The sequence below is a fragment of the Candidatus Methylomirabilota bacterium genome (genome assembly GCA_035315345.1).
Taxonomy (GTDB): Bacteria; Methylomirabilota; Methylomirabilia; order Rokubacteriales; family CSP1-6; genus CAMLFJ01.
In genome coordinates this window covers 36,876-58,089 of the sequence record DATFYA010000104.1, presented here as the reverse complement: position 1 = coordinate 58,089, position 21,214 = coordinate 36,876, and the positions used below count along the sequence as shown (strand labels likewise).

General features: G+C 72.0%; 20 protein-coding genes. 15 read left to right on the top strand and 5 right to left on the bottom strand.

Annotated elements, in window-relative coordinates; all coding sequences use genetic code 11:
• The first annotated feature begins 97 nt into the window (after positions 1 to 97).
• The 8 genes from VKN16_13875 to VKN16_13840 all read left to right on the top strand — a co-directional run bounded on the left by VKN16_13875 (position 98) and on the right by VKN16_13840 (position 6,566).
• Entirely contained in the window at positions 98 to 592 is a 495-nt protein-coding gene (locus VKN16_13875) for a cyclic nucleotide-binding domain-containing protein (GenBank protein HME95291.1), read from the top strand.
• A complete protein-coding gene (locus tag VKN16_13870; GenBank protein HME95290.1) occupies positions 589 to 1,302 on the top strand; it encodes an SIMPL domain-containing protein in 714 nt (237 codons plus the stop codon). Before VKN16_13875 ends, VKN16_13870 begins: the two co-directional genes overlap by 4 nt.
• Positions 1,303 to 1,310: 8 nt before the next feature.
• On the top strand, positions 1,311 to 2,765 hold the full coding sequence (locus VKN16_13865) for an amidase (protein ID HME95289.1): 1,455 nt from the start codon (positions 1,311 to 1,313) through the stop codon (positions 2,763 to 2,765).
• A gap of 19 nt (positions 2,766 to 2,784) precedes the next feature.
• Positions 2,785 to 3,678, top strand: a complete 894-nt coding sequence (locus tag VKN16_13860) for a hypothetical protein (protein ID HME95288.1) — start codon at positions 2,785 to 2,787, stop codon at positions 3,676 to 3,678.
• A 25-nt stretch (positions 3,679 to 3,703) separates the two neighbouring features.
• Positions 3,704 to 4,576 (top strand): NAD(P)-dependent oxidoreductase, encoded by an 873-nt coding sequence (locus VKN16_13855; GenBank protein ID HME95287.1) that lies wholly within the window; start codon positions 3,704 to 3,706, stop codon positions 4,574 to 4,576.
• Complete coding sequence (locus VKN16_13850) at positions 4,573 to 4,770, top strand: hypothetical protein (GenBank protein ID HME95286.1); 198 nt, start codon at positions 4,573 to 4,575, stop codon at positions 4,768 to 4,770. The genes VKN16_13855 and VKN16_13850 overlap by 4 nt, the downstream gene beginning before the upstream one ends.
• A gap of 233 nt (positions 4,771 to 5,003) precedes the next feature.
• Positions 5,004 to 5,921 carry a PhzF family phenazine biosynthesis protein gene (locus tag VKN16_13845; protein ID HME95285.1) on the top strand — a complete coding sequence of 306 codons (918 nt, stop codon included), beginning with the start codon at positions 5,004 to 5,006 and terminating at the stop codon, positions 5,919 to 5,921.
• A gap of 15 nt (positions 5,922 to 5,936) precedes the next feature.
• On the top strand, positions 5,937 to 6,566 hold the full coding sequence (locus tag VKN16_13840; GenBank protein HME95284.1) for an FMN-binding negative transcriptional regulator: 630 nt from the start codon (positions 5,937 to 5,939) through the stop codon (positions 6,564 to 6,566).
• Positions 6,567 to 6,610: 44 nt separating this feature from the next.
• On the opposite strand, the gene VKN16_13835 is transcribed toward VKN16_13840, so the two are convergent.
• Together VKN16_13835 and VKN16_13830 are read right to left on the bottom strand one after the other, a co-directional pair.
• Entirely contained in the window at positions 6,611 to 7,381 is a 771-nt protein-coding gene (locus VKN16_13835; GenBank protein HME95283.1) for an enoyl-CoA hydratase/isomerase family protein, read from the bottom strand.
• A 105-nt stretch (positions 7,382 to 7,486) separates the two neighbouring features.
• Positions 7,487 to 8,494: an LLM class F420-dependent oxidoreductase gene (locus VKN16_13830; GenBank protein HME95282.1), complete on the bottom strand. Its 1,008-nt coding sequence runs from the start codon at positions 8,492 to 8,494 to the stop codon at positions 7,487 to 7,489.
• Between the two features lie 127 nt (positions 8,495 to 8,621).
• Here VKN16_13830 and VKN16_13825 point away from each other — a divergent pair, with 127 nt between their 5' ends.
• The 6 genes from VKN16_13825 to VKN16_13800 all read left to right on the top strand — a co-directional run bounded on the left by VKN16_13825 (position 8,622) and on the right by VKN16_13800 (position 14,665).
• Positions 8,622 to 9,041, top strand: coding sequence for a hypothetical protein (locus tag VKN16_13825; GenBank protein HME95281.1), 420 nt, complete (start codon positions 8,622 to 8,624; stop codon positions 9,039 to 9,041).
• Between the two features lie 65 nt (positions 9,042 to 9,106).
• On the top strand, positions 9,107 to 10,270 hold the full coding sequence (locus tag VKN16_13820) for an acyl-CoA dehydrogenase family protein (protein ID HME95280.1): 1,164 nt from the start codon (positions 9,107 to 9,109) through the stop codon (positions 10,268 to 10,270).
• A gap of 60 nt (positions 10,271 to 10,330) precedes the next feature.
• Complete coding sequence (locus VKN16_13815; GenBank protein ID HME95279.1) at positions 10,331 to 11,479, top strand: acyl-CoA dehydrogenase family protein; 1,149 nt, start codon at positions 10,331 to 10,333, stop codon at positions 11,477 to 11,479.
• Positions 11,480 to 11,541: 62 nt separating this feature from the next.
• A complete protein-coding gene (locus tag VKN16_13810) occupies positions 11,542 to 12,624 on the top strand; it encodes an acyl-CoA dehydrogenase family protein (GenBank protein HME95278.1) in 1,083 nt (360 codons plus the stop codon).
• 23 nt (positions 12,625 to 12,647) lie between these two features.
• Positions 12,648 to 13,538, top strand: coding sequence for an MBL fold metallo-hydrolase (locus tag VKN16_13805; protein ID HME95277.1), 891 nt, complete (start codon positions 12,648 to 12,650; stop codon positions 13,536 to 13,538).
• Positions 13,535 to 14,665: a CoA transferase gene (locus tag VKN16_13800; GenBank protein ID HME95276.1), complete on the top strand. Its 1,131-nt coding sequence runs from the start codon at positions 13,535 to 13,537 to the stop codon at positions 14,663 to 14,665. Before VKN16_13805 ends, VKN16_13800 begins: the two co-directional genes overlap by 4 nt.
• A gap of 143 nt (positions 14,666 to 14,808) precedes the next feature.
• Here VKN16_13800 and VKN16_13795 read toward each other — a convergent pair whose 3' ends face one another.
• A complete protein-coding gene (locus VKN16_13795) occupies positions 14,809 to 15,531 on the bottom strand; it encodes a sulfite exporter TauE/SafE family protein (GenBank protein HME95275.1) in 723 nt (240 codons plus the stop codon).
• Between the two features lie 16 nt (positions 15,532 to 15,547).
• Positions 15,548 to 16,591, bottom strand: coding sequence for a 2-dehydropantoate 2-reductase (locus tag VKN16_13790; protein HME95274.1), 1,044 nt, complete (start codon positions 16,589 to 16,591; stop codon positions 15,548 to 15,550).
• A gap of 391 nt (positions 16,592 to 16,982) precedes the next feature.
• On the opposite strand from VKN16_13790, the gene VKN16_13785 reads away from it, so the two are divergent.
• Positions 16,983 to 20,399, top strand: coding sequence for a GAF domain-containing protein (locus VKN16_13785; GenBank protein HME95273.1), 3,417 nt, complete (start codon positions 16,983 to 16,985; stop codon positions 20,397 to 20,399).
• Positions 20,400 to 20,417: 18 nt separating this feature from the next.
• Here VKN16_13785 and VKN16_13780 read toward each other — a convergent pair whose 3' ends face one another.
• On the bottom strand, positions 20,418 to 21,212 hold the full coding sequence (locus tag VKN16_13780; GenBank protein HME95272.1) for a hypothetical protein: 795 nt from the start codon (positions 21,210 to 21,212) through the stop codon (positions 20,418 to 20,420).
• Positions 21,213 to 21,214: the final 2 nt, after the last annotated feature.

Sequence of the window (21,214 nt, the reverse complement as noted above, 5' to 3'; positions counted from 1 at the left end):
CCTACCACAGCGGCGCTCGAGCCGCCGCGTGCGCGAGCGGGCGGCGCGCGAACCGGGCCGGCGCGGCTCGGCCGATTTGTGCCAGAATGGGCCCTCCATGGAGCTCACCGGCAAGGGGGGCTATCGGCACATCCTCGCCGCCTCGGTGGTCTTCGAGCACTTGCCGCCGGCCGCGCTCGACCACATCATCGCGCGCGGACTGCTGGTCGAGACGACCACCGGCGAGCTCCTGCTCTCCGAGGGCACGCGCGGACCCGGGCTCTACGTCGTGCTCGAAGGCCTCGTCGAGGTGTTCCTGCCCGAGGGGTCGGGCGGCCGGTCGCGGCGCCTCAGCGAGGTGCATCTCAACACGCTGGGCCCCGGCCGTTGTCTCGGTGAATACTCGCTGATCGACGAGCACGCCACCTCGGCGGCGGCGCGATCGCTCGCGGGCGCGAAGCTGTTCTTCCTGTCGCGCGAGGAGTTCCGCATCATCGCGGAGGGTGACGCGCGGGTGGGCAAAGTGATCTACCTCAACCTCCTGCGCTTCCTCATCACGCGGCTGCGGGCCAAGGACGAGGAGCTGGATCTGTTCACGGTGGGCACGCCGTGAGCGCGCGGCTCGGGCTCGCGCTCGCGCTGCTCGTGGCGCTCGCCGCGTCGGCGTGCGTGGCGGTGGCGCCCAACGACGGAGCGCCGCGGCGAGCCTCCACCGTCACGGTGGCGGGATCCGGCACGGTGTCGGCGACGCCGGACCAGGCCGAGATCACCACCGGCGTGGTGACGCAGGCCGCGACGGCGGCGCAGGCGATGGCCGCCAACAGCCAGGCGATGGAGCGGCTGCTGCAGTCGCTCGCCAATCTGGGCATCGGACCGCGCGACATCCAGACCACCAACATCAGCGTGTCCCCGCAGCGCCGCGCGCCCAAGGAAGGTCAGCCCCCCGAGATCACCGGCTACGAGGTGAGCAATCAGGTCCGGGTGAAGGTCCGCGACCTCGCGCGCCTCGGGCAGGTGCTCGATCGGCAGGTGAGCCAGGGCGCCAATCTCGTCTACGGCATCCACTTCGGCCTGCAGGAGCCGGCGCCGCTGCTCGACGAGGCCCGCAAGCGCGCGATGGCCGACGCGCGACGCCGGGCCGACCTCTACGCCGCCGCGGCGGGCCTGAAGGTCGGGCGCGTGCTGTCGGTGCAGGAAGCGGGCGTCGCGCCGCCCGGGCCGGGCCCGGCTCCGCGCATCGCCATGTCCGCCGCGATACCGGTGGCGCCCGGCGAGCAGGAGATCCAGGCCTCGGTGACCGTGACGTTCACCCTCGACCCGTGAGGACCGGCATGAGCGATCTTCATTTCAAGAGTGCCCGGCAGCTCGCCTCCGACATCCGGCGCGGCAAGGTCAGCGCGGTCGAGGTCCTCGACGCGTTCCTGGCCCGCGTCGATCGCTTCAATCCCACGCTGAACGCGATCGTCGCCATGGACCGGGAGGGCGCGCGGCGCCGCGCGAAGCAGGCCGACGCGGCGCTGCGGAAGGGCAAGTCGTGGGGCCCGCTGCACGGCGTGCCGATGACCATCAAGGAGTCGTACGACGTCGTCGGCCTGCCCACCACGTGGGGGCTGCCTGCCCTGAAGGACAACCTGCCGCCGCGCCACGCGCTCGCGGTGGACCGCCTCCTCGCCGCCGGCGTGGTGCTGTTCGGCAAGACCAACGTGCCGTCGTGGCTGGCCGACTACCAGAGCTACAACCCCATCTACGGCGTCACGAACAATCCCTGGGACGTGTCGCGGACGCCGGGCGGCTCGTCGGGCGGCTCCTCGGCCGCGCTCGCCGCCGGCCTCACCGGGCTCGAGGCGGGCAGCGACATCGGCTCGTCCATTCGCAATCCCGCGCACTACTGCGGCGTCTACGGCCACAAGCCCACGTTCGGCATCGTGCCGCCGCGCGGGCAGGCCCTGCCCGGGCGCGTGGCCCAGGGCGACATCTCGGTGGTCGGCCCGATGGCCCGCAGCGCGGAGGACCTGGCGATCGCGCTCTCGGTGATGGCCGGGGCCGACGAGATCGACGGCGTCGGCTGGCGGCTCGACCTGCCCGCGCCGAAGCGGAAGACGCTGCGCGAGTTCCGGGTCGCGGTGATGCTGACCGACGCCCAGTCGGAGGTGGACGAGGAGGTGCAGACGCGGCTGCGGGCGCTCGCCGATTTCCTTCGCAAGACCAAGGCCCGGGTCAGCGAGACCGCGCGGCCCGACATCGACACCGCGGAGGCGCAGCGGCACTACATCTTCCTCCTGCGCGCCGCCACCTCGGGGCGGCAGACCGACGAGGAGTACCGGCAGAACCTCGAGATCGCGCGCGGCCTGCTTCCGGACGACGAGCGCTACTACGCGCGGATGATGCGCGCCAACGTGGCCTCGCACCGCGAGTGGCTCGCGGCCAACGAGGCGCGCCACCAGATGCGCTGGCGCTGGGCCGAGTTCTTCCGCGACTGGGACCTGCTGCTCTGCCCCGCCGCCGCGTCGGCCGCCTTCCCGCACGACCACGAGGGCGAGCGGTACGAGCGCACCGTGCTCATCAACGGGCGCCGAGTGCCGACCACCGACCAGCTCTTCTGGGCCGGCTACGGCGGCGTGGCCTACCTGCCGTCCACCGTCGCGCCGTGCGGCTTCACCCGCGCCGGTCTGCCGGTGGGAGTCCAGATCGTGGGCCCGCAGTACGGCGATCGCACGTGCATCGAGTTCGCGCGGCTGCTCGAGCGCGAGTTCCAGGGCTTCGTACCCCCGCCCGACTATCGCTGAGGCGAGAGAGAGCCATCGCATGGTCTGGTGGCAGCGGCTGGCCAGCGTGGCCAAGGCGCTCTTCTGGCTGGTGCTGATCGCGGTGATCCTCCAGCAGGTCTACGGGGCGAACCGGCCCGAGGTCGCCCGTACCCAGCTGCTCGAACGCTTCCAGCAGGAGCGCAAGTCGCGGGTCATCGCGCTCATCCATCGCCAGGACACCGTGACCCTCTTCGGGGTGCCGGTCAGCAGCTCGATCAGCATCGAGGACTCCGAGGCGGTGCTGCGGGCGATCCGGCTCACCCCCGAGAACCAGCCCATCGACGTGATCCTGCACACCCCGGGCGGGCTCGTGCTGGCCGCCGAGCAGATCGCCCGGGCCCTGATCCAGCGCACCGCCAAGGTCACCGCGTTCGTGCCCCACTACGCGATGTCGGGCGGCTCGCTGATCGCGCTGGCCGCGGACGAGATCGTGATGGATCCCAACGCGGTGCTCGGGCCGGTGGATCCGCAGGTCGGCAGCATGCCCGCCGCCTCGATCGTGAAGGTTCCCGTCATCAAGAGGCCCGAGGACATCGACGACGAGACCTTGATCCTCGCCGACGTGGCCGCGAAGGCGCGGACCCAGGTCGGCGCGTTCGTGGCCGAGGTGCTGGCCAAGCACCTGCCGAAGCCGAAGGCGACCGCCCTGGCCACCACGCTGTCCGACGGGCGGTGGACGCACGATTTCCCGATCACGGTGGAGATGGCCAAGAGCCTCGGGCTGCCCGTCACCACCGACATGCCGCGGACCGTGTACGACCTCATGGATCTCTACCCGCAGGGCGGCCGCGGCCGTCCGTCGGTGCTGTACGTGCCGCTCCGGCCGAGCCTGCCCGAGCGGGGCGAATCCACGCCGCCGGCGCCGGTCAATCCGCCGTCCGGGACGAAGTAATCCGACAGGAGGCAAGGCGAGGATCATGGCGAAGCGACGCGTGGTGGTGACCGGGGCGGCCGGCTACGTCGCCCAGCGGATGTTCCCGGAGCTCGGCGAGCGGTGGGACCTCGTGCCGATCGACGTGCGGCCCACCACGCGCGACGGGCGCGCGGTGCCCGGCCTGGTGGTGTCGGATCTGACCCGGCCCGATCGCGACGCGTATCGCCGGCATTTCCGCGGCGCCGACGCGGTCATCCACTGCGGCTTCGTCAGCGCGCCCAGCCTCGACGCCACCACCTGGCAGGACAACAGCGACGCGAAGTTCTGGGCCGAGCACACCAACGTGGCCCTCTGCTACAACGTCTGCCGGGTCGCGCTCGAGGAGGGCGTGCGCCGGGTGGTGGTGTGCAGCTCGAACCACGCGGCCGACTACTACGAGCGGCTGGTGTGGGAAGGCCGGCTCGACATGGTGACCCCGGAGATGCCGCCGCGCTCCGACAACTGGTACGGCTGGGCCAAGGCGGCCTACGAGCTGCTGGCCTTCGTGTTCGCCACCGGCAAGGTGGACGGGCGCGCGCTGGAGATCGTGCAGTGGCGCATCGGCGGGCCGCGCGACGACGACATCGACCAGGTGAAGCCGGGCGACATCCCGGTGATGCACCGCGCGCTCGGCGCCTATCTCTCGCGACGCGACCAGGTGCAGCAGGCGATCCGCATGGTCGAGACCGAGGACATCCGCGACGCGCGGGGCATCCCGTTCCAGATCATCTACGGCATCAGCGGCAACAGCCACCGGTTCTGGTCGATCGCCAATGCGCGCGAGGTGATCGGCTATGCGCCGCAGGACGACAGCCAGGTGAGCTTCGCCGACAAGATCGCCACCATCGCGCGGGCGGCGAAGAAGGACCGCGCATGACCGCGGCGGAGGAGCTGCAGGAGATCGAGCGCACCCTGGCGTCGTACCGGGAATCGCTGAAGGAAGTGAACCGGCTGGGCGGCGACGGCATGGTGGCGGTGCGGGCGGAGTGGCTGCTGCGGATCAAGGAGCTGGAGCAGCAGCGGGAGCATCTCGCGCACGTCGTGCGGAAGAGTCGGTCGCGGGTCGGCTAGTCAACGGCCCGGGGGTGGGGGGCGGCGGGCGGCCTCGCTGGAACACGCTGAGTCGCGGGCGGCTGATGCGCGGCGATCGGCCACGAGATGGGACGGCGCGCCTTCGACTATCCGCAGAAGACACGGTTCCAGCGAGGCCGCCCGCCGCCCCCCACCCCCGGGCCTTCGCTCGCGGTGCCGCACGCGCCCGAGCGCGCGCCGTACACGATCGCTTCGAAGACGGAGGAGAGGGCGTGAGGGAGTGGAGGTTCGTGCAGGTGGATGTGTTCACGGAGCGGGTGTTCGGGGGGAATCCGCTGGCGGTGGTGTTCGAGGCGGAGGGACTGGCGGATGCCGAGATGCAGGGGATCGCGCGGGAGATGAATTGCTCGGAGACGACGTTCTTGCTGCCGCCGACGCGGAGCGATTGTGCGGCGCGGGTGCGGATCTTCACGCCGGCGCGCGAGATCCCGTTCGCCGGGCATCCGACGATCGGGACCGGGTGGGTGCTGGCGACCGAGAAGCTGCTGCCCGCCGGGACGACGCGGTTCAATCTCGAGGAAGGCATCGGGCCGGTGGAGGTGACGCTGGAGGGCGATCCGGCGCGCCCGAGCTTCCTCTGGATGAAGCACGGGGCGGCGAAATTCGGGCCCGAGCTGACCGATCGCGCCGGCTTCGCGCGGGCCCTCGGGCTGGCCGAGGCGGACCTGCTGGCCGGCCATCCGGTCTGCACCGGCTCGACCGGCAACGCCTTCCTCTATATTCCGCTCGAGGACCGGGCCGCGGTGGACCGCGCCCGTCTCGACGTCCCCGCGCTGATGGCCGCGCAGGGCGAGGGGCCGAACCTCGGCGTGTTCGTCTTCGCTCCCGACCGGCCGGGCGCAACCCCGGGCGCGGCCACCGTCTACGCGCGGATGTTCGCTCCGCACACCTCCGGGATCCCCGAGGATCCGGCCACCGGGTCGGCCAGCGGGCCGCTCGGCGCGTATCTGGTCGAGCGCGGGCTGGTGGCGCCGGCCGCGACGGTCGACATCGTGAGCGAGCAGGGCACGCGCATGGGCCGCCCGAGCTTCCTGCACATCCGCGTCGGCACCAGCGGCGGGCGCGTCGCCGGCATCGAGGTCGGCGGCCGCGTGGTCCCGGTCATCGACGGTCGCCTGCGCCTCCCCTGAGGCCCGGGAGGGATCATGTACGTTCCTCGCCACTTCGAGGTCACCGACACCGTCTGGTGTCACGCGCTGATGCGGGCGCAGAGCTTCGCGATGATGGTCACCGCGGATGACGCGGGCGCGCCGTTCGTCACCCACCTGCCGATGCTGGTGGACGCCGGTCGCGGCGCCCTCGGCACCCTCCGCGGCCACGTGGCGCGGGCCAATCCGCACTGGCGCTACCTGGCCGCCGGCCGTCCGACCCTCGTGGTCTTCGCCGGCGCGCACGCCTACGTCTCGCCGTCGTGGTACGCGACGCATCCGAGCGTGCCGACCTGGAACTACGTCGCGGTGCACGCCTCCGGTACGGGCTCGCTCGTCGAGGACGCGTCGCGGGTGAAGGCGCTGCTGGCCGATCTGGTCCACGTCTACGAGGGCGCGGGCGGGACGGCATGGTCGTTCGAGTCGCTCCCCGACGACTACGTGGCGGGCATGCAGCGAGGCATCGTCGCCTTCGAGATCCCGATCGATCGCCTCGAGGGCAAGGCCAAGCTCAGCCAGAACCGCGACGCGGTGGACCAGGGGCGCACGCGCGCGGCGCTGGCCGCCGCCGACGATCCGCTCGCGCGCGCGGTCGCCGCGATGATGGCGGGCGGTCCACCGCGCTAGAAGGCCCTACGATACAAGGGGGCCGTCGAGGCCCCTCCGCCCTTCTACTCGCCCCTGAACTGCGGCTTCCGCTTCTCCAGCATCGCGCGACGCCCTTCCTGGGCGTCGCCGCTCGTCCGGGCCCGGGTCGCGGCCGCGTCCAGGTCGTCGTGCCGGATACTCTCGCGCAGCGACGTGGCCCGCAGGATGCTCGCCTTGATGCCGGCGAGCGAGAACGGGGCGTTGTCGGCGATGCGCCGGGCAAGCGCCTGCACCGCCGCGTCCAGCTCGCCGGGCGTCACCACCTGGTGCACCATGCCGATCTCGTAGGCCCGGCGCGCGTCGACCGGCTGGCCGGTGAACAGCAGGTGACGGGTGTGCGCGGGGCCGATGATCTCCACCAGCTTCTGGCCCAGCGGGAACGGGATGACGAGCCCGATGCGCGCCAGCGGCATGCCGAGGCGCGCGGGCTCGGCGGCCACGCGCAGGTCGCAGTGGAGCGCCAGCTCGCAGCCGCCCGCGATGGCATCGCCGTGCAGCGCCGCGATGGTGGGATGCCGCGAGCGCTCCACCCGCTGCAGCACCTCGACCACGTTGCCCTCCGGATCGGCCTCCCCGCGCCGCTGCTGCATCTCCTTGAGGTCCATGCCCGCGCAGAACGCGGGGCCGGCGCCTTTGATCACCACCACCCGGACGTCGCGCCGCTCGTCGAGGCCGTCGAACGCGGCGCGCAGGCCCTGGAGCAGCGCGGTGCTCATCGCGTTGCGCTGATCCGGCCGGTTCAGGGTGACGGTGGCGATGCCGGCGTCGACGGTCAGCAGCACCTCATCGGCCATGTGTAGCCCCCCTGACGTCTTTTTTGTATTCGCTCGGCTGGATCGTCGTATTCGCTCGGCTCGCCGTCGGCTGCACCTCGCCCGACCGCGGCCGCACCTCGCCCTTCACTTGCGGCCGGGGGCGAGGGCGCGCAGGGCGTCGAGCATCAGGTCGCGCTTCTTCTGCGGATCGGGCTCCGAGGTCATGAGCGAGAGAAAAGCGGTGTCGATGCCGCGGTCCAGATAGCGCTGGATGTGCGCCTTGAGCTGGCTCAGATCGCCGCGCGGCATCAGGTCGCTCATCACCTGCTCGGGGATCGCGGCCACCGCGGCCTTGCGATCGCCCGCGCTCCACGCGCTCCACATCGGGCCGAGCGCCTCGCGGCGGCCGAGCCATTCCTGGAAGGCGCGGTACACCGGCACGTTCAGATAGCCGGCGATGTGACGGCGCACCACCAGGTCCGACTCCGGCCCCGGCGGATCCAGGTTGACGAAGAGCCGCGCGGTGACCTCGATCGCGTCGGCGTCGCGTCCGGCTCGCCGGGCCGCCTCGCGCACCACCCCGACCGAGCGCGGCACGTCGTCGGGGGAGAGCCAGTTCAAGATCACGCCGTCCCCTACCTGGCCCGCGACCCGCAGCATGCCCTCGCGGAGGGCCGCGACGTGGATGGGCACCGGCTCCTTCGGCACGCGGCTGAGCCGAAAGCCGTCCACCGTGATGGTCTCGCCCTTGAAGACCACCCGCTCGCCCGCCAGCGCGGCGCGCAGGAACTGGGCGGTCTCGCGCACGCGGGTGGCCGGCTTGCTGAACCGGCCGCCGTTCCACGACTCCACGATGGGCTGCGAGCCCGCGCCGATGCCGAGCACGAAGCGGCCGGGGGCCACGTCGGCGAGACCGGCCGCGGTGGAGGCCAGCGTGGCCGGGCCGCGGGTGAACACGTTCGCGATGGCGATGCCGATGCGCATGTCCGTGGCCAGTCCGATGACGGCGAGCGGGGTGAAGCCGTCGACGCCGTCCACCTCGAACGACCAGGCGTCGGTGTAGCCGAGCCGCTCCGCGTCCCGAGCGACGTCGCCCAGCTCTGGCAGGGCGAATCCCTCCATCGGGACCGACAGCGACCATCGCTTCTTCATGTCGAGCGTCTCTCCTCGGGCGTGGGGATTCGGCCCGGCCGGGCCGCCCCCGAGTGTACATGAGACCAAGGTCCCATGGACCACGGTCGGACGATCGCGCACACTGCCGCTCCACAAGGAGGAACCCATGACGAATCGGTCCGTGCTGACCATCGCGCTGTTCCTGCTGGCCCTGTCGCTGGCCGCGTGCGCCTCTTCTTCTTCCCGGGAGATTCCGCCGGCGGCACAGCAGGTGCATCCGGACTGGCTGACGGGAACCTGGCGCGGCAGCGCGGTCCAGGTCGCCACCGCCATGGAGCGGGCCAAGGAGATGGAGGTATGGATCACCTTCTCGGCGGACGGCGCCTGGAAGGCCATGACCGGTGCCACCGGCAGCAGCTGGTTCGCGGATGATCGCGTCCAGCTCGAGGGCACGTCTCCCCGCCAGTCGCGCCCGGTCCGCTACACGCTCAAGCAGCGGACGAACGCCGACGGCTCGCGCGAGCTGTGGGGCGTCGCGGACGCGGATTTCGGCGCTGCCGCGGTGAGCCTGAAGAAGGCCCAGTAGTTCCCGCGTCCAGAACTGCGGGGACGCCGCTCGGGCGGTGGCCGGGGTGGTATCATCCCCCCACCATGACGGTGTTCCCCGGCTTCACGCTTCCGGAAGAGCTGCGCCTGCTCGGCGATCAGGTCCGGCGCTTCGTCCAGGACGAGATCGTCCCGCTCGAGCAGACGCTCGATCCGGACGCGCCGGACCTGCCGCGTGAGGAGTTCCAGCGGCTGGCCGCCAAGACCAAGGCGGCGGGCCTCTGGACGCTCGCGGCTCCGGAGCAGTACGGCGGCGGCGGGCTCGATACCTTCAGCATGTGCGTGGTGCTGGAGGCGATGTCCCAGCACCGCATGGGCCTGTACAATCCCGGCGGCGGTGTCTTCGGCCGCTATCCTCCGCCCGCGATCTGGGCGGGCAGCAAGGCGCAGATCGAGAAGTACGCGGTGCCGACGCTGCGCGACGGCAACGAGACCTTCTTCGCGATCACCGAGCCCTCGGGCGGCTCCGATCCGGCCGGCGCGATCCAGACCCGCGCCGAGCGTCGCGGCGACCGGTGGGTGCTCAACGGAAGAAAGGTCTTCATCTCGCGCGCGCACGACGCGCCGTGGGGCATCGTCTTCGCGCGCACCGACAAGGGGAAGGGCCGCGGCGGCATCTCCTGCTTCATCGTGGAGCACGGCACCCCGGGGTTCCACGCCAGGCCGATCCGGGTGATCCGCACCTCGGCGATTCCCAACGACGTCTCGTTCGAGGACTGCGAGATCCCGGCCGAGAACCTGATCGGCCAGGAGGGGCAGGGGCTCGACCTCGCCTTCGACCTGCTGGTGAAGAACCGCTTCCCGTACTCGGCGTGCAACCTGGGGGTGGCGGTGGCCGCGCACCGCATGGCCATCGCCCACGCCAAGCAGCGCTCGACCTTCGGCGCCCCGCTCAGTCAGCGCCAGGCCATCCAGTGGATGCTGGCCGACGCAGAGGTGGAGTTGCGCGCGTGCCGGTGGATCATCTGGGAGGGCGCCTGGAAGGCCGACCGCGGCGAGGACGCGCGGGTGGAGGCCTCCATCGCCAAGCTCTACTCCAGCGAGGTCCTGGGCCGCGTGATCGACGCGGCGGTGCAGATCCACGGCGGCTACGGGGTGTCGAAGGAATTCCCGCTGGAGCGCTGGTATCGCGAGGCCCGCGTGCGCCGCATCGGCGAGGGGCCCTCGGAAGTGCATCGGATGGTCATCGCCCGATCTCTGTTCAGGTAGTAGCTTGGCGAGGTGCAGCCGAAGGCGAGCCGAGCGGATATAAGGAGAGGGGTCACGATCATGGCGACATTCAACTTCGAGCTGTCCACGCTGCCGCCCGAGGCGGAGGCGCTGCGCGACGAGGTGCGCACCTTCCTCAAGCAGGAGCTGGCCCAGTACCGGGGCGCCGATCGCGCGCGGTCGTGGGGCGGGTTCAATCGCGACTTCTCGCGCCGCATGGGCGAGCGCGGCTGGATCGGCATGACGTGGCCCAAGAAGTACGGCGGCCACGAGCGCTCCGCGCTGGAGCGCTACGTGGTGCTCGAGGAGACGCTGGCCGCCGGCGCGCCGGTGAGCGCGCACTGGGTGGCCGACCGCCAGAGCGGGCCGCTCCTGCTGCGCTTCGGCACCGAGGAGCAGCGTCAGCGCTTCCTGCCCCGCATCGCGCGGGGCGAGCTCGCCTTCGCCATCGGCATGAGCGAGCCGGACTCGGGCTCGGACCTGGCCTCGATCCGCACGCGGGCCGAGAAGGTGGCGGGCGGCTACCGGGTCAGCGGCACCAAGATCTGGACCAGCAACGCGCACCTGTCCGACTACGCCATCGCCCTCTTCCGCACCAAGGTGGTGCCGGACAAGAAGCACGAGGGACTCTCGCAGTTCCTGGTCGATCTGAAATCGCCCGGCATCTCGATCCGCCCGATCATCGACCTGGCCGGCGGCCACCACTTCAACGAGGTGCACTTCCAGGACTGCCTCGTGCCCGACGACATGCGGGTGGGCCAGGAGGGTGACGGCTGGAAGCAGGTGACGACCGAGCTGGGCTTCGAGCGGAGCGGACCGGAGCGCTATCTCTCGTCGCTGCAGCTCGTGATCGAGCTGATCCGCGAGGCGGGCCAGGAGCCGGGCGAGCGCGCCGCGGCCCTTATCGGCCACTTCACCGCGCACCTGGTGACGCTGCGTCAGATGTCGCTGTCGATCGCCACCATGCTGCAGGCCGGCAAGTCCACCAACCTGGAGGCCGCGGTGGTCAAGGACATCGGCACCACCTTCGAGCAGGAGATCCCGGAGGCGGTGCACGCGCTGACCGGCGCCGAGCCCCGGCTGGGCAGCGGGAGCGACTTCGAGAAGACGCTGGGCTACCTGGTCCAGCATGCGCCATCTTTCTCGCTGCGCGGCGGCACCCGCGAAGTCCTCCGCGGCATCATCGCCCGCGGGCTGGGCCTACGGTAGGGCGAGGTGCAGCCGAAGGCGAGCCGAGCGGATACAAGAGTCCGGTCGAGCGGAGCGAGACCATGAACGAGCTGCAGACGATCCTGAACGAGACGTGCACGCGCCTGTTCACCGATCACGCCACCACCGCCGTCCTCGAGGGCGCCGAGAAGGGCGAGTGGCCCGCCGCGCTCTGGCAGGCGCTGGAGGAGAACGGCCTCACCCTGCCGCAGGTGCCGGAGGCGCGCGGGGGCGCCGGCGGCTCGTGGAACGACGCCTTCGTGGTGTTGATGTCCGCCGGGCGCTTCGCGGCCCCGGTGCCGCTGGCCGAGACCATGCTGGCCGCGTCGATCCTGGCCGAGGCCGGCCTCGACGCGCCGATGGGGCCGATGACGGTGGCCCCGGTGCATGACCCAGAGCAATCAGACGAAGCGTTGAGCCTCGGCCGGCACGGCGGCGGGTGGACGCTGAGCGGCCGCGCCACGCGCGTGCCGTGGGGGGCCCGCGCCGAGCACGTGCTGGTCGTGGCCGGCGGCGGCGGGTCACCGATGGTGGCGCTGGTGGCCGGGGGCCACGCCAAGGCCGAGGCCGACGCGAGCCTCGCGCGCGAGCCGCGCGACACGCTCGTCTGGTCCGGCGCGCCGGTGGTGGCCGCGGCGCCGCTGCGCGGCCGCCTGGGTCCCCGACCGGTGTGGACGGGCGGGGCGCTGGTGCGCGCGGCGCAGATGGCGGGCGGTCTCGAGTTCCTGCTCGCCCAGTCGGTGAAGTACGTGACCGAGCGCAAGCAGTTCGGCCGGCCGCTGGCCGCCTTCCAGGCCATCCAGCAGAACCTCGCGCTGCTCGCCGGTCACACCGCGGCGGCGGCGATGGCCGCGCAACAGGCGTTCCACGTGGTCGACCGCACCGGTGAGGGCGGCGACCCGTCGTTCGAGATCGCGGTGGCCAAGGTGCGCACCGGGGAGGCGGCCGGCCTCGGCGCGGGCATCGCGCACCAGGCCCACGGGGCCATCGGCTTCACCTACGAGCACTCGCTGCACTTCGTCACCCGCCGCCTCTGGTCGTGGCGCGCGGAGTTCGGGGCCGAGAGCCACTGGTCGGTGGCCCTCGGCCGCGCGGTCGCGGCGCGCGGCCCCGACGCGCTCTGGCCGCACATGACGGCACGCTAGCCACCGCACGCCAGGAGACGGTCATGCACACGCTCACGCTCGGGGAAGTCTCGATCTCGCGCATCGTCGAGATCGGCCGGTCCGCGTTCCCCACCGCCCAGATGCTGCCGGAGTCCGACGCCGGCCGCGTCGCGCAGCACCACCGGTGGATGAAGCCGCACTTCTGGGACGACGTCACCGGCGATCTCGGCTCGCGCATCCAGACCTGGATCGTGCGCACCCCGCAGCACACCGTGCTGGTGGACACCGGGGTCGGCAACGACAAGGAGCGCCACGAGACCACGCTGTGGAACCAGCGCAGTGGCGGCTATCTCGACGATCTGGGCGCGGCCGGCGTCACCCCCGAGCAGGTGGACCTGGTCCTGTGCACGCATCTGCACGTGGACCACGTGGGCTGGAACACGCGGCTGGTGAAGGGCCGGTGGGTGCCCACGTTCCCGAAGGCGAAGTACGTCGTCCCGGGCGGCGAGTGGGAGTTCTGGAAGCACGAGCACGAAGCGGGACGCGAGAAGTCCGGCTGCATCGCGGACAGCGTGGTGCCGGTGGTGGAGGCGGGGCAGGCGGTGATGGTGAACGGGACCTACCGGATCGACCCGTGGCTCTCCTACGAGCCGTGGATCGGCCACACCCCGGAGCACGTCGGCGTGCGCGTGCACACCAGCGCGGGCGACGCGGTCTTCTCCGGCGACCTGATGCACCGGGTGGTGCAGGTGGCCGAGCCGCAGTGGAGCAGCATCTTCTGCTACGACGCCCGGCAGGCCGCCGCGACCCGCAAGGCGTTCGTCGAGCGCCACGCCGCTTCCGGCGAGCTGGTGCTGCCCTCCCACTTCCCGCATCCCGGACGGATCGTGCGCGACGGCGACGGCCATCGCTTCGAGCCGGTGATGCTCGATCCGATCGCGGCGAACGCATGAGCGCGGCGCCGATGCTGCCGCTCGAGGGCATCCGCGTCGTCGAGGTCGCGCAGAATCTGGCCGGGCCGATGGCCGCCGAGATCCTGGCCCACATGGGCGCCGACGTCATCAAGGTGGAGCGCCCGGAGGGCGACGACGCGCGGAAGTGGGGGCCGCCGTTCTGGAAGGGCGTGTCGCCCGGGTTCCTCGCGGTCAACGCCAACAAGCGCGGGATCAGCCTCGACCTGAAAGACCCCGCTGCGGTGGCCTGGCTGCTCGAGTTTCTCGGCAGCGCCGACGTGCTGGTCCAGAATCTGCGGCCGGGCTCGCTCGAGGAGATGGGCCTCGGCCCCGACACGCTGCTGGCGCGGCATCCGCGACTCATCTACTGCTCGGTGTGGGCGTTCGGACGCACCGGGCCGCTCAGGCTGAAGCCGGGATTCGAGCCGATGGTGCAGGCCTTCTCCGGCCTCATGATGATGAACGGGGACGAGGGCGGGCCGCCGACGCGGATCGGCACGTCGATCCTCGACTACGGCACCGGCATGTGGACGGCGATGGGCGCGCTCGCCGCGCTCGTGCAGCGTCAGCGCACCGGGCGCGGCTGCGTGGTCGACGCCTCGCTCTACGAGACCGGGCTCGCGTGGCTCAAGGGGCACTTCGCGAGCTATCGCGCCTCCGGCGAGGTGCCGGAGCGGCATCGCACCGGCAGCCAGCGCGTGGTGCCCTTCCAGGGCTTCGAGACCAAGACCGGCACCATGATCGTGGCCGCCGGCAACGATCGCCTGTTCGCCAAGCTGGCCGCCGTCGTCGGCCATCCCGAGTGGGCCAAGGAGGAGCGCTTCGCCACCAACGCGGCCCGGGTGGCCAACAAGCCCGCCCTGCTGGCCGAGCTGGAGGCGATCTTCCGCACGCGTACGAAGGGCGAGTGGATCGACCTGCTGGAGGCCGGCGGCGTGCCCTGTGGCCCCATCCACTCGCTGCCCGAGGCGGTGGCCCAGCCGCAGGCCGAAGCCATCGGCATCATCCAGCGCCTGCCCGGTGACGACTACGACGTGGTCGCGCTGCCGCTGTCCTTCGACGGCCAGCGCCCGCCCATCCGCCGCGCCCCTCCCCGCATCGGCGAGCACAACGCCGAGCTCGAGTAGCGGGGTCAGGTCTTGCATTACGACATTTCTTCGCCCGAGCCGAAGCGGCTGACTGCGGGGTCAGGTCTTGCATTACGACATTTCTTCGCCACAGCCGAAGCGACGCGTGAGGCGGAAATGTCGTAATGCAAGACCTGACCCCATCATCTGAATGCGGTCCAGAGCATGGTGAGGCCGGAGAGGAGCATCAGGCCGTCCATCAGCAGGCGAAAGCGGTCGGGGTGGAGGCGGAGCACGAAGCCCTTGGCGATCCAGGCGCCGACCATGAGCGCGGCGCCGGTGATGAGCCCCTGCGTGATCACCTCGAGGGGCAGGGCGCCGAAGCGGCGGAACACCGCGGCCTTGCTCAGATAGACCGCGAGCGAGCCCGCGGCCTCGGAGGCGATGAACGCGCCCTTCACGAGGCCATAGGCCAGGAAGATCGGCGCGGTGATCGGCCCGGTGGTGACGACGATGCCGGTGAGAAAGCCCACCACCGCGCCGATGATCACGAGGTGCCAGAGCCGCAGCGCGAATCCGCGGGCGGCGAGCCAGCGCCGCGCCGGGATCATCGCGAGGAAGAAGAAGCCGAGCGCGCCCTCGATGAGCCGCGGCGGCAGCACGAGCAGGGTGCGCGCGCCGAGCGCGGCCGCCGGCACGCCGGTGATGGAGTAGGCGGCCACCGCGCGCCAGTCCACCTGGCGCCACCAGATGACCACGCGCGAGCAGTTGGCCAGGATCGCCGCGATGGCCATGATCGGCACCGCGTGGAGCGGGCCGAACACGATCACGAGCACCGGCATCAGCATGATCGAGGAGCCGAAGCCCACGATGCCGCTGATGGTGCCGGCGGCGAGGCCGACGCCCAGAACGAACAGCAGCTCCACGCGGTCGCGCGCGGCGCTAGGGCAGCAGGCGGACCAGCGGGTCGAGGTTGCGGAGATCGGGCCGCAGCGCGCCCACCGCGTGCGCGTGGAAGGCGGCCACCACCGCGTCGTTGAACGGGGTGGGCACGCCGGCTCCGCGGCCCTCCGCGGCGACGAGGCCGTTCAGGTAGTCGATCTCGGTGCGCCGGCCCTTCATCACGTCCTGGAGCATCGAGGGCCGGCCGCCGGTCCGGCTCATCGCGTCGGCCGCGATGTCCTTGCCCAGGATGTCGATGGCGCCGGAGTCGGTCGCCGCCGCGAAGCGCTCGACCGCGATGCCCAGGATGGGCTCGATGCGGTGCCCGAGCGCGTGGCCCACCCGCACCACCTCGGCTCCGAGGTGCGCGGCCAGCCGCCGGGTCAGCGGCTCGGAGCGGACCTCGGCGGTGCCGAGGCCGCTGAGCCCGGCGAGCGGGTTGAGCATGCAGTTGAGCGCGAGCTTGGACCAGCGCTCGCCCCAGAGGTTGGTCGTCACCACCGCCGGCGCGACCTCGCTCATGAGCGCGGCGATGCGCCGGGCCCGCGGCGTGTCGCGGCCGTCGTGCTCGCCGATCTTGAAGGCGGCGCTGCCCCGATCGGTGCGGATGGCGTGAGCCGGCTCGTACATGCCGGCGCTGATCAGGATCACGCAGCCGAGCGTGCGGTCGCGGCCGGCCACCGCGGCCACGCGATGATCGTTGATGCCGTTCTGGAAATCCACCACCACGCCGTCGGGTCGTCGCAGGTGATCCACCGCGATCTGGGTGGCCCACTCGGTGTCGTACGACTTCACCGCCACGAGGACGACCTCGAACGGCTCGCGCACCGTGGCCAGCTCGTGCAGGTGGAGCGCGGGCATCGGCACCAGATGCTCGCCGCAGCTGCCGGAGAGCCGGAGCCCCGCCGTCTTGATCTGCTCCACGTGCTCGGGCCACGGATCAACCAGGGTCACATCGTGGCCGGCCCGCGCGAGCAATCCGCCCACCACACAGCCGATGGCGCCCGCTCCGATGATGCCGATTCGCGTCGTGTCGCTCCCCATGCGGTCTCCTTGGCGTGTGTCCTGGTGGCCGCGGGTAGGCTACCGGCGCACGCCGCGCCGCGCAAGGCGCAAGCGGCGTCGCGGGGCTCCGCCGTCGCCCCAGGTCTCAGCGCCGCCGGCGGCGCTTCATCACCCAGCGCTCCCGGGCCACCCAGCCCACGACCGCCAGTGCCCCGGCCACCACCGCGACCACGAGCCAGACGAGATCACGCACGGCGGTCCACACGTCTGGACGCGGAAGCGGTTACCGGGTCAGAACGACCAGCCGTGGCCGTCCCGCGCGGTCCTCGCGGCGCAAACCAGCCCGAATCCCCGCGAATCCCCGTGTCGAAAGCGCCCGGCATGCGCATTGCTCTTGAGCGATCCTCCGGGCATCATACGCCCACCGCACGTGCCGACTTCACGATCGAAGGCTGTCTGGTCGTACGGCGCCGCCGTCCTGGCGGTCGCCATCGCCCTCACCATCACCTTGTACGTCCTGCCGCTGGCCGAGCGCTCCCAGCTGTTCCTCCTCCTCGCCGCGGTGGTGCTCGGCGCCTGGTACGGGGGACTCGGTCCGGGCCTCGTCGCCACTGCGGTGGCCGCGGCGGGCCAGTCGGCCTTCTTCGAGCCGCCGTACCAGGACGACATCGTGCGGGTGCTGCTCTTCGCGGTGGTGGCGGTCGCGGTCGCGATGCTGGCCGCGGGTCAGCGACGCGCCGACGAGCGGGTGCGGGATCAGCGCGAGGAGCTGGCGGTCACCCTGGCCAGCATCGGCGACGGCGTCATCGTGACCGATCGGGCCGGCCGCGTCACGTTCATGAACTCGGCGGCGCAGCGTCTGACCGCCTGCGCGGAGGCGGCGGTCCGCGGGCGGGCGCTGGCCGACGTGGTCTCGCTGCTGGACGAGCAGACGCGCGAGCCGGTGGCGAGTCCGATGCGGCGGGTCGTCCGCGAGAACACGGTCGTCGCGCTGCCCGCGGGCACGGTGCTGCGCCGCCCCGACGGGCAGGACCGACTCGTGGACGGCAGCGTCGCTCCGGTGCGCCACCACGACGGCGAGACCATCGGCGCGGTGCTGGTCCTGCGCGATCTCACCGACCGGCGTGCCATCGAGCGCGAGCAGGCCCAGGTCGTGGCGAGCGAGCAGGCGGCGCGCCGCGACGCGGACGCGCTCTCCGCGGTGGGCCAGGCTCTCGTGCAGTCGCTCGACGTCGAGGGCGTCGGCCGCTACATCGTCGAGAACATCCGCGCATTGCTGGGCGGAAGGCTGGCGGTGCTGTGGGAGCGCGAGTCCTCCGGTCGACTGGTGGCGGTGGCGGCCACCGGCTCCGGCGACTCCTTCGCGCCCGGCACCAGCATCTCCGGCGACGAGTCGGTCGCCGGTCTCGCGGTGCGCGAAGGGGCCGCGGTGGCGAGCCCGGACATCCTGGCCGATCCGCGCCTCACCCTCGGGCCGGAGATGCGCGAGCGGATCCAGCGCGCCGGGCACGGCTCGGTGCTGGCGGTGCCGCTGCGGATCGGCGGCCGCATCACCGGGGTGCTCGCGGTGGGCGACGTCACCGGGCGCACCTTCCGTGAGGAGGAGATCCGGCGGCTGCAGGACTTCGGCAATCAGGCCGCCATCGCCCTGGAGAACGCGCGGCTGTTCGCGCTGGAGACGTCGCGCCGCGAGCAGCTCGAGAGCCTGTCCGCGGTCCAGCGCGATGTGAGCGCGGAGCTGGACCTCGATCGGCTGCTCGCCACGATCGTCCAGCGCGCGGGCCGCCTGTTCGGCGGGCAGGCCTTCGCGTATCTGGTCGACGAGGAGAGCCAGGCCCCGGACCATCGCGCGTGGAGCCGGACCGAGCCGGCGAGCCAGGCCCCGTTTCCCCTGGAGGGCGGGCTGGTGGCGAGCTGCGCGGCGGCGCGCCGGGGGCTCCTGGCCAACGACTATCCGCGGTCCAGCTACGCGCTCCGCCCCGTAGTGGAGATGGGCGTGCATCACGCGATGGCCCAGCCGCTCACCAGCCGCGAGCGCGTGCTCGGGGTGATCGTGGTGGTCCGCGGGGCGGACGGCGCGCCGTTCACCCTCGACGACCTGGCCGCCCTCGAGAGCCTGGCGATCCAGTCGACCGTCGCGGTGGACAACGCGGCCCTCTTCGTCGAGGCGGGCCGCCGCCGCCGCGAGGCCGAGGTGCTCGCCGAGCTGGCCCGCTCGATCAACGCGGCCAGCGACGTGTCCACCGTGCTCCAGCGCGTGGTGGACGGAGCCAAGGAGCTGTGCGGCTGTGACCTGACGGGCGTGGCCCTGCGCGAGCCGGAGAGCGGAGCCATGGTGATGCGCCACCGGGCCGGTGAATACCGCGGTGCGCCGGAGCGGATGGTCGTCGACCCGGGCAAGGGCGCGGGCGGGCTCGTGCTCGAGTCGGGCGAATCGTTCCGCAGCGAGAACATGGCCAGGGACCCGCGCAGCGTCGAGGACGCGGCGATGATCGAGACCGAGGGCCTGGTGGCGACCATGATCGTGCCGATCATGGTGGACGGCCGGGTGGAGGGGCTGCTCTACGTGCACCGCCGCACCCCGCGGCCGTTCACCGATCGCAGCGAGACCATCCTCCGCCAGCTCGCCGAGTACGTCTCGATCGCGATCCACAACATGCAGATGCTCGCCCACGAGCACCAGATGCGCGCGGAGGCCGAGGGGGCGAGCCGCATGAAGGACGAGTTCCTCGCGACCCTGTCGCACGAGCTGCGCAGCCCGCTCCAGCCCCTGCTCAACTGGGCGTACCTCCTGCGGTCGCCGAATCTCGATCCGGCCAGCGCGGAGCGCGCCCTCGACGCCATCGAGCGGTCCACCAAGACCCTCGGCCAGCTCATCGAGGATCTGCTCGACGTCTCCCGCATCGTCACCGGCAAGCTCCGCCTGCAGGCGCGACCGGTGCGGCTGCCCGGGGTGATCCGGGCCGCGATGGAGGCGGTGGAGGCGGCCGCGCTCGCCAAGGGCGTGAGCCTCGACACGCGGATCGATCCGGAGGTGGCGGCGGTGCTCGGCGATCCCGACCGGATGCAGCAGGTGCTCTGGAACCTGCTCTCCAACGCGATCAAGTTCACCCCGCGCGGGGGCCGGGTGACGGTGGGCCTGATGGCCCGGAACTCCGACGTGCTGATCACGGTGGCCGACACCGGGGTGGGCATCAAGCGCGAGTTCCTGCCGCACGTCTTCGAGCGGTTCCGCCAGGCCGAGAGCAGCACGAATCGCGGGTACGGCGGGCTCGGGCTCGGGCTGGCGATCGTGCGGCACCTGGTCGAGCTGCACGGTGGCAGCGTGGTGGTGGAGAGCGACGGTGAGGGCCAGGGCGCGACCTTCATCGTGCGCCTGCCGGTGGCGGTGGCCGCCCGCGCGCCGGTGGAGCGGCCGGTCGCGGTGCACACCGACGCTCCGGTGGACGGTAGCCTCTCCGGCCTGCGGATCCTGGTGGTCGACGACGAGGCCGACGCCCGCGAGGTCATGCGGTTCATGCTCGAGCGCGGCGGCGCGCACGTGCGCACCGCCGACTCGGCGGCCCAGGCCCTGGACGCGCTGCGCGACGAGCGGCCCGACGTGCTGATCAGCGACATCGGCATGCCGATCGAGGACGGCTACGTGATGGTGCGCCGGCTCCGCGCGATGGAGGAGAGCCTCGGCTGCCGGACCCCCGCGATCGCCTTGACCGCCTACGCCAGCGACGAGGACGCGCGGCGCGCGCACACCGCCGGCTTCGACGCGCACCTGTCCAAGCCGGTGGATCCCGCCCGCCTCATCGAGACCGCCGCCGCGCTGGCCGGCGGCCGTCGCGGCGCCGTCTGACCCGACGGGAATGCGTGATCAGCGGCGCGCGGGCGGGCGCGGGCTGACCGTCTCGACCCGCCAGATGGGGCCACCGCCGTAGAGCGGCCCGTCGATGTTCACGAAGGCGGGTACGTCGCCGGTGACGATCCAGCAGTGGTAGGGCGGGGGATTCTTGCCGATGATCCGGGCGATGGTGCCGCGCACCAGGCCGAGCTTCGGCGTCAGCACGTAGTGGGTGGCGGTGACGCGGCGCTCGCCCGCCATGACGGGCTCCTCGCCGACCGGCGCGATCTCGACCAGGACCAGGACCGGCTTCGGGGTGAAGGCGAGCACCTGCACGGTCTCGGTGGTCCCCTTGGCGACGTTCTTGACGAGCATGGTGAGCATGCCGCTGTAGACGTCGGCGGGCAGGTCGACCTCCCCGCTCGCCTGCGTCTCGTCCTCGCGCTCCTGGCGCGAGCGCACCTGGTAGCGGCCCTTCTCCCCCGCGCGGCTCAGCGAGACGTCCATCTCCATGGGAAAGCTCGGGCCCTTCTGGCGGAGCTTGTAGCCGAGCAAGGTGAAGACCCGCTGCTGCGAGAACAGCGCCGTCTCCTCGTAGGTCGAGCCGTCGCGGAAGCGGAACACCAGGCGTGACTCCACCCCCTCGGGGCGGATGACCTGCAGCAGATCGCCCTCGGCGATGACGTCGCCGGCCGGCGAGCGGACCACCAGGAAGCCGTGGGTCACGCCCTCGGCGTGGCGGACCGCGATCGGCGCCGCCGCCGACGGCGCCGCCCCGAGGACGACCAGCAGCGCCGCGATCAGGCCGAGCGGCGCGCGCCTCCGCACGG